This is a genomic window from Pseudomonas syringae group sp. 247E2, assembly GCF_032587795.1.
GTDB lineage: Bacteria > Pseudomonadota > Gammaproteobacteria > Pseudomonadales > Pseudomonadaceae > Aquipseudomonas > Aquipseudomonas amygdali.
Genome location: NZ_JAWHPK010000015.1, coordinates 1 through 12,421, shown reverse-complemented (window position 1 = coordinate 12,421; position 12,421 = coordinate 1). Strand labels below are relative to the sequence as shown.

General features: G+C 58.9%; 10 protein-coding genes. 7 read left to right on the top strand and 3 right to left on the bottom strand.

Annotated elements, in window-relative coordinates; all coding sequences use genetic code 11:
- Positions 1–42: 42 nt before the first annotated feature.
- Positions 43–1,167: a glycine cleavage system aminomethyltransferase GcvT gene (gcvT, locus tag RYC18_RS15275; RefSeq protein WP_057405369.1), complete on the top strand. Its 1,125-nt coding sequence runs from the start codon at positions 43–45 to the stop codon at positions 1,165–1,167.
- A 412-nt stretch (positions 1,168–1,579) separates the two neighbouring features.
- Positions 1,580–1,792, top strand: a complete 213-nt coding sequence (locus tag RYC18_RS15270) for a cold-shock protein (protein WP_002552288.1) — start codon at positions 1,580–1,582, stop codon at positions 1,790–1,792.
- A gap of 144 nt (positions 1,793–1,936) precedes the next feature.
- On the opposite strand, the gene lptG is transcribed toward RYC18_RS15270, so the two are convergent.
- Positions 1,937–2,998 (bottom strand): LPS export ABC transporter permease LptG, encoded by a 1,062-nt coding sequence (lptG, locus tag RYC18_RS15265; RefSeq protein ID WP_002552287.1) that lies wholly within the window; start codon positions 2,996–2,998, stop codon positions 1,937–1,939.
- Positions 2,985–4,112: an LPS export ABC transporter permease LptF gene (lptF, locus tag RYC18_RS15260; RefSeq protein WP_316886443.1), complete on the bottom strand. Its 1,128-nt coding sequence runs from the start codon at positions 4,110–4,112 to the stop codon at positions 2,985–2,987. The genes lptG and lptF overlap by 14 nt, the downstream gene beginning before the upstream one ends.
- Before the next feature lie 319 nt (positions 4,113–4,431).
- Between lptF and RYC18_RS15255 the strand changes: the two genes are divergently transcribed.
- The 3 genes from RYC18_RS15255 to RYC18_RS15245 are packed head-to-tail and all read left to right on the top strand — an operon-like array spanning position 4,432 to position 6,860.
- Positions 4,432–5,922, top strand: coding sequence for a leucyl aminopeptidase (locus RYC18_RS15255; RefSeq protein ID WP_002552285.1), 1,491 nt, complete (start codon positions 4,432–4,434; stop codon positions 5,920–5,922).
- A 58-nt stretch (positions 5,923–5,980) separates the two neighbouring features.
- Positions 5,981–6,409 carry a DNA polymerase III subunit chi gene (locus RYC18_RS15250; protein WP_005756882.1) on the top strand — a complete coding sequence of 143 codons (429 nt, stop codon included), beginning with the start codon at positions 5,981–5,983 and terminating at the stop codon, positions 6,407–6,409.
- Between the two features lie 7 nt (positions 6,410–6,416).
- Complete coding sequence (locus tag RYC18_RS15245; protein ID WP_316886442.1) at positions 6,417–6,860, top strand: DNA polymerase III subunit chi; 444 nt, start codon at positions 6,417–6,419, stop codon at positions 6,858–6,860.
- 44 nt (positions 6,861–6,904) lie between these two features.
- Here RYC18_RS15245 and RYC18_RS15240 read toward each other — a convergent pair whose 3' ends face one another.
- A complete protein-coding gene (locus RYC18_RS15240) occupies positions 6,905–7,972 on the bottom strand; it encodes an RHS repeat-associated core domain-containing protein (protein ID WP_316886441.1) in 1,068 nt (355 codons plus the stop codon).
- 168 nt (positions 7,973–8,140) lie between these two features.
- Here RYC18_RS15240 and RYC18_RS15235 point away from each other — a divergent pair, with 168 nt between their 5' ends.
- The gene (locus tag RYC18_RS15235) at positions 8,141–10,987 is read left to right on the top strand and encodes a valine--tRNA ligase (RefSeq protein ID WP_316886440.1); all 2,847 of its coding nucleotides are present in this window, start codon (positions 8,141–8,143) and stop codon (positions 10,985–10,987) included.
- A gap of 86 nt (positions 10,988–11,073) precedes the next feature.
- Positions 11,074–12,060, top strand: coding sequence for a 23S rRNA (adenine(1618)-N(6))-methyltransferase RlmF (gene rlmF, locus RYC18_RS15230; protein ID WP_316886543.1), 987 nt, complete (start codon positions 11,074–11,076; stop codon positions 12,058–12,060).
- Positions 12,061–12,421: the final 361 nt, after the last annotated feature.

The window sequence follows — 12,421 nt, the reverse complement described above, 5'->3', positions numbered from 1 at the left end:
GGCGATGCCGTTCTGCATGGCCCGCTCAACAAGGAATTGAACATGTCCACAGAAACCCTGCTGACCACTCCTCTGCACGCCCTTCACCGCGAACTCGGCGCGAAGATGGTACCCTTCGCCGGTTACGACATGCCCGTGCAATACCCGGCTGGCGTAATGAAAGAACATTTGCACACTCGCGCGCAGGCCGGCCTGTTCGATGTCTCGCACATGGGCCAGATTCGTCTTACCGGTACAGATGCTGCCAAGGCCCTTGAGGCCCTGGTGCCAGTGGACATCATTGACCTGCCAGTCGGCATGCAACGCTATGCGATGTTCACCAACGATGCTGGCGGCATTCTCGATGACCTGATGGTTGCCAATCTCGGCAGTGATCAACTGATGCTGGTGGTCAACGCGGCCTGCAAGAATCAGGACCTGGCGCACTTGCGCAAGCACCTGGCGGGGCATTGCACTATCGAACCGTTGTTCGAAGAGCGCGCCCTGCTCGCCCTGCAAGGTCCGGCCGCTGTCACGGTGCTGGCGCGCTTTGCGCCGGAAGTGGCGAAGATGACCTTCATGCAGTTCGCCAGCGTCAAGCTGCTGGACGTTCAATGCTATGTCAGCCGCTCGGGCTATACCGGCGAAGACGGCTATGAAATTTCAGTACCGGCCGAACAGGCTGAAGCCCTGGCGCGCCGCCTGCTGGAAGAACCGGAAGTTGCCCCGATCGGTTTGGGCGCACGTGATTCGCTGCGACTGGAAGCAGGTCTGTGCCTGTACGGTCATGACATGGACACCGACACATCCCCCGTAGAGGCCAGCCTGTTATGGGCTATTTCCAAAGTACGGCGCGCCGACGGTGCGCGTGCAGGCGGCTTCCCGGGAGCAGAGCAGGTCTTTGCCCAGCAACAGAACGGTGTCGCCAAAAAACGTGTCGGCCTGCTTCCCGAAGAGCGTACGCCAGTGCGTGAGGGCACAGAAATCGTCGATGAACAGGGCACTGTCATCGGCACTGTCTGCAGCGGCGGTTTTGGCCCGAGCCTGGCTGGCCCGCTGGCCATGGGTTATTTGAACAACGCTTACACCGCGCTGGATACACAGGTCTGGGCAATGGTGCGCGGCAAGAAAGTGCCCATGCGTGTTGCAAAAATGCCTTTCGTTGCACAACGTTACTTTCGCGGCTAAACAACGGCGTCAAAAAAACAGCAACACTTCGCTGTTGCGCAGGTGCTGTTACACACTACTGTTTCGGCCGTGTTTCATCCGAGTGAACAGTCTGTTGTATATGCCAAAAACGCACCTATAAAGTGCAAAATGTTATGACAGACCAGACACCGTGCACAGCAGGCAAACACGCCGGGCATAAGGCTCTCCCCCCCGGAAACAGGGTACAAGGCAGGGGGGTTGTATTTGTAACGAGAGTTGGCGTAGAGTTTCCGGACTGTGTTTGCATGGGTCGCCGAATCTGGACCTGGGCAGTAGCTCTAGGTTTGCTACAACCCGTTCTACGTTTCTTACTTCCTGCAACCAGCCCCAGTGCTCTTTCGTGTGAAAGAGGCTGTAACCAATTCAAGTCAAGCGTCAAGGAAATAAGAAAATGGCTGATCGTCAGAGCGGTACCGTCAAGTGGTTCAACGATGAAAAAGGTTTTGGTTTTATCACTCCTGAGAGCGGGCCGGATCTGTTCGTACACTTCCGCGCCATTCAGGGTAACGGCTTCAAAAGCCTGAAAGAAGGCCAGAAAGTTACCTTCGTTGCCGTGCAGGGCCAAAAAGGCATGCAGGCTGACGAAGTTCAAGCCGAAGCCTGATACGACACACTCTCGTACGTACAGAAAGCCTCTGACAGCAATGTCAGAGGCTTTTTTATATGTGCGATTCCGCTCGACAAGTACATGAGTACGCCCATGAAAAAGCCGACTCAATGTCGGCTTTTTCACTGCGGCTACATGACGCTATCCGGCGCGGCGCAGCAGATACACACCGGCCAGCGCACAGGCTGCAGCAGGCATCAGCACGGCCAGCAACGGCGGGAAACCGAACAGCAGGCTGGAAGGACCGAGCAGGTCCTGAATAATGCGGAAGGTAAAGCCGACCACCACCCCCGTGAACACGCGCTGCCCCAGCGTAACCGAACGCAGCGGGCCGAAGATGAACGAGATTGCCATCAGCACCAGCGCTACTGTCACAGCCGGTTGCAATACCTTGGTCCAGAACGCCAGCCAGTAGCGGCCATTGCTCAAGCCCTGATCAGCCAGATAATGCGCGTAGTTCCAGAGACCGCTGATCGAAAGCGACTCGGGCGGCATGATCACTGTGCTCAGCAATTGCGGGCTCAACGCTACATCCCAGCGCTCGACCGGCGTATTGATGACCTCGGTACGGCCGTCATTGAAATGCGTGGTACTGACGTCCTTCAACTCCCAGTAATCGGTCTTGAAATTGGCCTCTTTGGCAAAGCTGGACGTCAGCATGTGGCGTTGATCGTCGAAACGGTAACGTGTCACGCCAAGCATCAGACCATTGGGCTGGACGGTGTTGATGTGGATGAATTCGTCACCCTGACGGTGCCAAAGACCATGCCTGGCGCTCTGCGCATCACCCGAGCCCTGAGCCAGCGAGCGAGCGGCCTGAGCCTGGTTCTCGGCGTAGGGAGCCACGTACTCGCCGACCAGTACACCAGCAACCATCAATAGCAGCATCGGCTTCATGACCGCCCAGACGATGCGCCCGATGGACACACCTGCTGCACGCATGATGGTCAGTTCGCTGCTGCTGGCCAGCGTACCCAGACCAATTAGGCAACCGATCAGGGCAGCCATTGGCAGCGTGTCGTAGACACGCCGCGGCGCGGTCAGCATGACGTAGCTGAGGGCATCCGCCAGTGTGTAGGTGTCACTGATATCACCCATCTCGTCGATGAACGCGAACAATGAAACCAGCCCCAGAATGATTCCCAGAACCGCAAGAATCGCCAGCAATACGCTTTTACCGATGTATCGATCAAGCTTGACCACGAGTCACCTCCGTGACGCTGCGACGACTCGCCATCTTCAGACGCAGAGGCTCCCAATAGAACAACAGCAGGCCAATGGACAGGTAGATGCCATGCACCCACCACATGCCAAGGCTTAGCGGCAGCTTGCCCTTCTCCAGCGAACTGCGCACCGAGATCAGAATGGCCAGATAAGACATGTACAGAAGGATCGCCGGCAAAAGTTTCAGGTAACGGCCCTGACGCGGATTGACGCGCGACAACGGAATAGCCATCAACGTGACGATGAACACCGACAGCGGCAGCGAAATACGCCATTGCAGCTCGGCGACAGAGCGCGGTGCCGGGTTGCCGACCAGTTCGCTGGTCGGAATGGCCTCACGGTCGGTGATTTCTTCACTGATTTCCGGTTTGGGCAGCATCGCCCCGTAGGTGTCGTACTTGATCACACGGTAATCAGCCGCACCAGGATTGCCATCGTAGCGGTAGCCGTTTTCGAGGATCAGGAAGCGACTGCCATTGGGCCTTACCTCCTGATGGCCCTTCTCTGCCACCAGCACGGTGATGCCGTTGTCCTTGCTCTTGTCGCCGGACATGCGTTTTTCAGAGATGAACACACCAGCCAGTTGCGAGCGGTCTTCCGACAGTTCCTTGGTGTAAGTGATACGCGTACCGTCACGCAGCGCCTGAAAACGGCCCGGCACCAGCGTGTCGAACTCGGTCATGGCGTCCTGCTTGTTGATCAGCAGCGAAAACTGGGTAGCGCCCTGTGGAGCCAGACTGAAACTCAGCCAGGCGACCAACAGCCCGACCAGCGTGGCAGGCCCCATGGTGATGGCAAGCAGCCGCTGCTGACTCATGCCGGTGGCGGCCAGCACGGTCATTTCACTTTCCAGGTACAGGCGCCCGTAAGCCATGAGAATGCCGAGGAACAGGCCCAGCGGCAGAATTACCTGCAGAAAGCCTGGCAGGCGGAAGCCCATGATCAGGAACAGCACGCCCGGATCGAGCGCACCGGACGCGGCCTGCGCCAGGTACTTGATGAAGCGTCCGCTCATGATGAACACCAGCAGCACGGCGCTGACCGCGCTCAAGGTAAGCAGCACTTCTCGGGACAGATAACGGAAGACAATCAAACCAGACACTCCAGAGTTGTCAGGCTCAGGCAGCCAAACAGGGAAAAATTGTGAGCCACGGCAACCAGAGATTCACGCCGGCAAAAGGCGTGGGCATCAAAAAATATGCGGCATTATCCTGTGATTGTGTGTTTCTGTCACTGCGCACCGGGGATAGTTCGCACATACACGCAAAGCAGGCGGCTCTACGGGGTTGTCAGCAGTCGTGCAGCGGGGTCAAACTGCAAAGCTTACCGCGGGCATCCTCCTTGAAAACACTCAGGCCATCCCGCGTACATCATTCATATTGCGACTCTCATCGTCTACTCGGGGACCCCACATGGAATTGGTTGTTAAAAGCGTAAGCCCAGAAACCTTGAAAACCGCAACGCTGGTGGTCACCGTCGGCGAAAGCCGTGTACTGGTTGGTGCTGCCCAGGCTGTCGATATCCTCAGCGGCGGAGCCATCTCCCTCATTCTCAAACGCGGTGATCTGGCGGGCAAGGTCGGTCAGAGCCTGCTGCTGCACAACCTGCCCAACATCAAGGCCGAGCGCGTTCTGCTGATCGGTACCGGCAAGGAAGGCGAACTGTCGGACCGCCAGCTGAAAAAAATCGTCGGCGCAACACTGACCTGCCTCAAAGGCCTGGGCGGCAGCGACGCTGCGATTGCGCTCGATGACCTGTCAGTGAAAAACCGCGACACCTACGGCACGGCTCGCCTGCTGGTCGAGGCCCTGGCCGATGGCGAATACGTCTTCGACCGCTTCAAGACCCAGAAAGCCGAAGTTCGCGCCCTGAAAAAAATCACCCTGCTGACCGACAAGGTACGCATAGCTGACATCGAGCGCGCTTCCACTCACGCCAAGGCTATCGCCACCGGCATGGCACTGACCCGCGACCTGGGCAATCTGCCACCCAACATCTGCCACCCGACCTACCTGGGCGAAGAAGCCAAGGCGCTGGGCAAGGCACACAAGAATCTGAAAGTGGAAGTTCACGACGAGAAGAAACTGGCCGAACTGGGCATGGGCTCTTTCCTCGCGGTGGCTCAGGGCAGCGCCCAGCCACCTCGCCTGATCGTCATGAACTATCAGGGTGCCAAGAAAGGTGATCAGCCCTTCGTGCTGGTCGGTAAAGGCATCACGTTCGACACCGGCGGCATCAGCATCAAGCCTGCCTCGGGCATGGACGAGATGAAGTTCGACATGTGCGGCGCTGCCAGCGTATTCGGTACCCTGCGCGCTGTGTTGGAACTGAAACTGCCGATCAATCTGGTGTGTATTCTGGCCTGCGCCGAAAACATGCCGAGCGGCACCGCGACACGTCCCGGCGACATCGTCACTACCATGAGTGGCCAGACGGTCGAAATTCTCAACACCGACGCTGAAGGCCGTCTGGTGCTGTGCGATGCACTGACCTACGCCGAACGCTTCAAGCCACAGGCAGTCATCGACATCGCCACTCTCACCGGCGCGTGCGTGGTTGCGCTGGGCGGCCACACTTCCGGCCTGCTGGGCAACAACGACGCGCTGATCAATCAGTTGCTCGACGCTGGCAAACAGGCGGATGACCGTGCCTGGCAATTGCCGTTGTTCGATGAGTACCAGGAGCAGCTCGACAGCCCGTTCGCCGACATCGCCAATATCGGTGGCCCGAAAGGCGGCACCATCACGGCGGCCTGCTTCCTGTCGCGCTTCACCAAGGCCTATGACTGGGCTCACCTGGACATCGCTGGCACTGCGTGGCTGAGCGGCGGCAAGGAAAAAGGCGCCACCGGACGTCCGGTTCCGCTGCTGACCCAGTACCTGCTCGACCGCGCCGGCGTATAAAGAAGACACTCTGGCGTGTCGGCCTCACGGTCGATACGCCACTGGTTCTGGAACCTGTATGACCCAAGTCGATTTTTACATCCTGCCCAGCGCCGATCCTGCCGCGCGCCTGGACTTTGCCTGCAAACTAACGGAAAAAGCCTGGCGTTTGGGCCACAAGGTCTATCTGCATTGCAGCGATGCAGCGCAGCGTGAAGACCTTGATGCCCGGCTCTGGCGCTTCAGGGGCGAAGTGTTTCTGCCCCACGGCGACGCCGAGAGCGACTCCGATGCCCCCGTGGTGCTGGGTCTGGGTGACGACTCGGGCGCTCACGAGGACCTGTTGGTCAACCTCGACCTGAGCATTCCGGCCTTCTTCAAACGCTTCGCCCGCGTGGCGGAAGTGGTTGTCGAAGACCCGGCCATACGTCTTGCCGCACGCGAGAGTTTCCGTTCCTACCGTGAACAGGGCTATCCTCCGCAAGATCACCGACTGCAGCGCCTTTGAGGACACGATGGATACTTCAAAAAAAGCTGAATCCGCGCATTTGCTGAACGATCTGGAATCGATCCGCCAATTGCTCGGCGATGACCCCGCACACTCCCCGCTGCCGAACGACCCGGCTCGTCCGGAAGGCCAGATTCCTCTGTTATTCGATGTGGTCGGCGCTCGCCCCGACGCGGCGTATCAACAGGACTTCGACGAAGACGACATCCCGACGCTGACGCCTGATGTGCAAGCTGCACCAGTCGAGCAGCTTCAGACCGTTCAACAGCCTGCCCAGCCTCAAGCACTGCCGAACCCGGATGCCCTGCTGCATCTGGACAACGAATTGCGTGCCGCCGCGCAGTTGATCCTGCAGGACGTGATCGCCGACTTCGCTCCGCACATCGAGACTGAAATCAAGCGTCGGCTGGAGGCAAGGCTGGAGCGGTTGTTGGCGCAGCAACAGAAGTGAAGGGTGTGGTCAGGAATACGGAACACTCGCGCGTAGAGATTCTGTCAGGGAGAGTTCAATGCAGTGCGTATCTCGGCTATGCGCCGGCCCGTATCTGCTTCACGATTGATGAGTGCACCCCAGTCATTGCGCAACTGCCTATATTCGGCCATTTGCCGAGTGATTTGTGCCAATTTTTCAGGAGCAACTGCCTGGAAGCGCTGGGCACGCTCTAAAGCGCGCTTAGCCTGCAGCTCGCTGGCACCTGTCACTCTCGCCATGTAATCAAGAATGGATTGTGTTCGACGATCAACACTCTGGATTTCTTTGCTTATTCCTTGCTTGATGTTCGCCGCTGCGCGTTCGAACTTTGCTTTGAACGCGTCATTTTTGAGCACGCCGGGCGAAATGCCCATCTTGCTTTTCAAAACATTATGAATTGCAAACAGTGCGTTTGGATCAGTCACATCGATTGGCAAGCGGTCCACAGCTCCAGATACTCGCCTCCCCATCGCCTTGGATGTTAAAGACAGGTTGACCAAATCTTTGGACGTCAGGTTTTTGAGTATGCTTCTAAGCGCCAAATCCGGTAAGCCTAATAGCCCGGCGTGCCCGCTAGGATCACTTCTGTTCACCGGGTCTCCCTGACAGTACACATATGCATTCAAGCCTCCCCGCCCGAATGGGTTCAGGCTGTCCGGGCTATTGAACCGCATCAGCACCGGATTGAAAGCCCGATAGCCGTTACCCAGCAAGTAATGCCCGGTCACAGGGTCCGCGCGCTCGCCGTTGAAACCGGAAAAGGGACCGCCCTGCGCGCGATGTCCGTAAGGGCTATAAGCAAGCGGCTGCCGTTCCTCTGAACTCAGGGCATGCAGCACGCTGATTTGCCTGTCGGTGCCCAGCAGATCGGTCCGAGTGATGGAGCCGTCCGTTTCATACTCAGCCAACAAGCGATCATCGCCGTGAAATACACGACGGCGCGTTTCACCCTGTATCTCGACCGTCAAACGGTTCTTTTGATAAAAACGCAACACCGCTCCCTGTGCTCCGGGATCGACGACGGCAACACGATCCAGCGCGTCATAGCGATATCGGCACAGTACGCGCCTGCTTTCCGAAGTCTTGTTCATGGCCGCATCCGTCCTGTGATCAATGCTTGAACACCGGATCATGCCCCTTGGTCCACTCGCCGCCTACTGACAGATCTGCCAGTTGTGGCCCGGCGCTTATGGCTTGTCGCTTGCCGTCAGGTCTATACTTACCGGTTTCCGAATCAATGCCACAGGTTCCCGCCGCGCATGGACAAGACTTACCAGCCGCACGCCATCGAAACTTCCTGGTACCAGACCTGGGAGTCCGAGAACTACTTCGCTCCGCAAGGCGTGGGTGACTCGTACACCATCATGATCCCGCCGCCGAACGTTACCGGCAGCCTGCACATGGGCCACGGCTTCAATAACGCGATCATGGACGCCCTGATCCGTTTCCGTCGCATGCAGGGCCGCAATACGCTGTGGCAACCGGGCACCGACCACGCCGGCATCGCCACGCAGATGCTGGTCGAGCGTCGTCTCGAAGCGCAAGGCGTAAGCCGTCATGAACTGGGCCGCGAGAAGTTTCTGGACAAGATCTGGGAATGGAAAGCCGAGTCCGGCGGCAACATCAGCCGTCAGATCCGCCGTCTGGGCTCGTCCGTCGACTGGAGCCGCGAGCGCTTCACCATGGACGACGGCCTGTCCGACGCCGTGAAGGAGGCCTTCGTGCGCCTGCATGAAGACGGCCTCATTTACCGTGGCAAGCGTCTGGTCAACTGGGACACCAAGCTGCACACCGCGATTTCCGACCTTGAAGTGGAGAACCACGACGAGAAAGGCCATCTGTGGAACCTGCGCTATCCGCTGGCCGACGGTGCAAAAACCGCCGAAGGTCTGAATTACCTGATCGTTGCCACCACTCGCCCGGAAACCATGCTCGGTGACGCCGCCGTTGCGGTGAACCCACAGGACGAGCGCTACAAGGCATTGATCGGCAAGTTCGTCGAACTGCCACTGGTAGGCCGCCGCATCCCGATCATCGCGGACGACTACTGCGACCCTGAATTCGGCACCGGCTGCGTGAAAATCACCCCGGCGCATGACTTCAACGACTATGAAGTCGGCAAACGCCACAACCTGCCGCTGCTGAACATCTTCGACAAGAATGCCAACGTTCTCGCTGCTGCTCAGGTTTTCAACCTTGATGGCACGCTGAACGAAAGCGTCGACGGCAGCCTGCCTGCGGACTACGCCGGTCTCGACCGCTTTGAAGCGCGCAAGCAGATCGTTGCTGCGTTTGATGCCGCCGGCCTGCTGGTCAGCGTCGATGATCACGCCCTGAAGGTGCCGAAAGGCGACCGTTCCGGCACCATCATCGAGCCGTGGCTGACCGATCAGTGGTATGTCTCCACCAAACCGCTGGCCGAGCCTGCGATTGCCGCTGTCGAAGACGGCCGTATCGCGTTCGTGCCCAAGCAATACGAAAACATGTATTTCTCGTGGATGCGCGACATCCAGGACTGGTGCATCAGCCGTCAGCTCTGGTGGGGCCATCGCATTCCGGCCTGGTACGACGAGTCCGGCAAGGTTTACGTCGGCCGCGACGAAGCCGAAGTTCGCGCCAAGAACAACCTTGGCCCGGAAATCGCGCTGCAGCAGGACAACGACGTACTCGACACCTGGTTCAGCTCGGGCCTGTGGACCTTCTCCACGCTCGGCTGGCCGGAAAAGACCAAGGCACTGGAAACCTTCCACTCCACCGACGTGCTGGTCACCGGTTTCGACATCATTTTCTTCTGGGTCGCCCGGATGATCATGCTCACCATGCACTTGGTGAAGAACGAGGACGGCACGCCGCAGGTCCCGTTCAAGACTGTTTACGTGCACGGTCTGGTGCGTGACGGCCAAGGCCAGAAGATGTCCAAGTCCAAGGGCAACGTGCTTGACCCGCTTGACATCGTCGACGGTATCGACCTCGAAACGCTGGTAGAGAAACGCACCAGTGGGCTGATGCAGCCGCAGCTGGCGAAGAAGATCGAAAAGCAGACCCGTCAGGAGTTCGCCGACGGCATCGCCAGCTACGGCACCGACGCCCTGCGCTTTACCTTCTGCTCGCTGGCGTCCACCGGTCGCGACATCAAGTTCGACATGGGCCGCGTCGAAGGCTATCGCAACTTCTGCAACAAGATCTGGAACGCTGCGCGTTACGTGCTGGACAAAGGCGAAGACTGCGGCCAGAACGGCGAAGCGGTCGAACTGTCGCTGGCTGATCGCTGGATCATCTCGCAATTGCAGCGCACGGAAGCCGAAGTGACCCGCCAACTGGATCAGTTCCGCTTCGACCTCGCGGCCCAGACGCTGTACGAGTTCATCTGGAACCAGTATTGCGATTGGTATCTGGAGCTGTCCAAGCCTGTGCTGTGGGATGAAACCGCACCGGTCGAACGTCAGCGTGGCACACGCCGTACACTGGTACGCGTGCTCGAAGTCGCACTGCGCCTTGCGCACCCGTTCATGCCGTTCATCACCGAAGAAATCTGGCAGCGCCTTGCGCCGCTGGCGGGCGCAGAAGGCAAGACCATCATGCTGCAGCCGTGGCCAGTGGCCAACGAAGCACGCATTGACCAGGCGGCCGAAGACGATATCGAATGGCTCAAGGGCCTGATGCTCGCCGTGCGTAACATCCGTGGCGAGATGAACATCGGTCCGGGCAAGCCGCTGCAACTGTTCCTCAAGAATGTGAGTGCCGAGGATCAGCGCCGCCTGAGCGAAAACGATTACCTGCTCAAGAAGCTCGCCAAGCTGGAATCGATGACCGTACTGACCGAGGGTGCAGAAGCGCCACTGTCGGCCACCGCGCTGGTGGGTGACATGGAAGTGCTGGTGCCGATGGCCGGGCTGATCGACAAAGGGGCCGAACTGGCGCGTCTGGACAAGGAAATCCAGCGCCTGCAAGGCGAAGTGCAACGCGTCGGCGGCAAGCTGTCCAACGCCGCCTTCGTCGACAAGGCACCGCCTGAAGTCATCGCTAAGGAACGCGCCAAGCTGACCGAAGCCGAACAGGCACTGGGCAAGCTGGCCGAGCAACACGCCCGCATCGCCAGCCTGTAAGGTGGCCAGAAAAGCCAGCCCGATTATGGGCTGGCTTTTTGTTATCTGAATTTCTGTACTCGACATCACGGCTGACCATCGAACCCATGACCGATACCCGCAAACCTCCGCGCAAAAAGCCTCAGCGGCCAGCCAAACCTGCTGCGCCGCGTGAAAAGGCCACCTTGCACCCGCGCAATCGTCATCAGGGTCGTTACGATTTTCCGAAGCTGATCAAATCCAGCCCCGAGCTGGCAGCGTTCGTGATCCTCAATCCGTATGGCAAGGAAAGCATCGACTTTGCCAATCCACAGGCGGTGCGGGTGTTCAATCGCGCGCTGCTCAAAGCGTTCTATGGCATCGCCCATTGGGACATTCCGGCCGATTACCTGTGCCCGCCCATTCCAGGGCGTGCGGACTACCTGCACTTCCTCGCCGACTTGCTGGCCGAGGACAATGAAGGCGTGATCCCACGCGGCGCATCCATCAAGGCGCTGGATATCGGCACCGGAGCCAATTGCATCTACCCGCTGCTGGGGCATAGCGACTATGGCTGGCAGTTCGTTGGGTCGGACATCGACAGCACGGCCATCGCGGCGGCTACCACGGTCATAAAAGCCAATGGCCTCAGCAAGGCCATCAGCGTGCGTCAGCAGGACAACCGCAAGCAGATCCTGCTCGGGTTACTCGACAGCAGCGAACGCTTCCACGTGAGCCTCTGCAACCCTCCTTTCCATGCCTCGCTGGATGAGGCGCAGCGTGGCAGCCAACGAAAATGGCGCGCACTGGGCAAGGCTGATCCCAAGCGCAAGCTGCCGGTTCTCAACTTCGGTGGGCAATCTCAGGAGCTGTGGTGCGAAGGCGGCGAGATCGGCTTCGTGACCCAATTGATCCAGGAAAGCGCCACATTGCCAGGCCAGGTGGTATGGTTCAGCACCCTGGTGTCCAAGGCATCCAACCTGCCACCGATCCAGAGCGCCCTGAAAAAAGCCGGCGCGCTTGAGGTGAAAGTGATCGAGATGGGCCAGGGCCAGAAACAAAGCCGCTTCGTGGCCTGGACATTCCTCGACAAGGCACAGCGCACACCCCACTGATAGGGCTATCGTGCCGCATCGACTATCGTGCGGCGCCACGTCGGCAGGCCTTAATCTCGATTATCGTGCGACGCTCCGCGTCGCATGCCGTTCTGGACGCTCTGCGTCCTCTCTTGAGTATGCAGTGCGGCACAGATCTGTGACGCGGAGCGTCACGCAAGGCATTCCCACGCTGGAGCGTGAGGAACGATAATCTCAACTACCGTACGACACTCCGCCGACATGCCTTAACCTCGACTATCGTGCGACGCTCCGCGTCGCATGCCGTTCTGGACGCTCTGCGTCCTCTCTTGAGTATGCTGTGCGGCACAGATCTGTGACGCGGAGCGTCACGCAAGGCATTCCCACGCTGGAGCGTGAG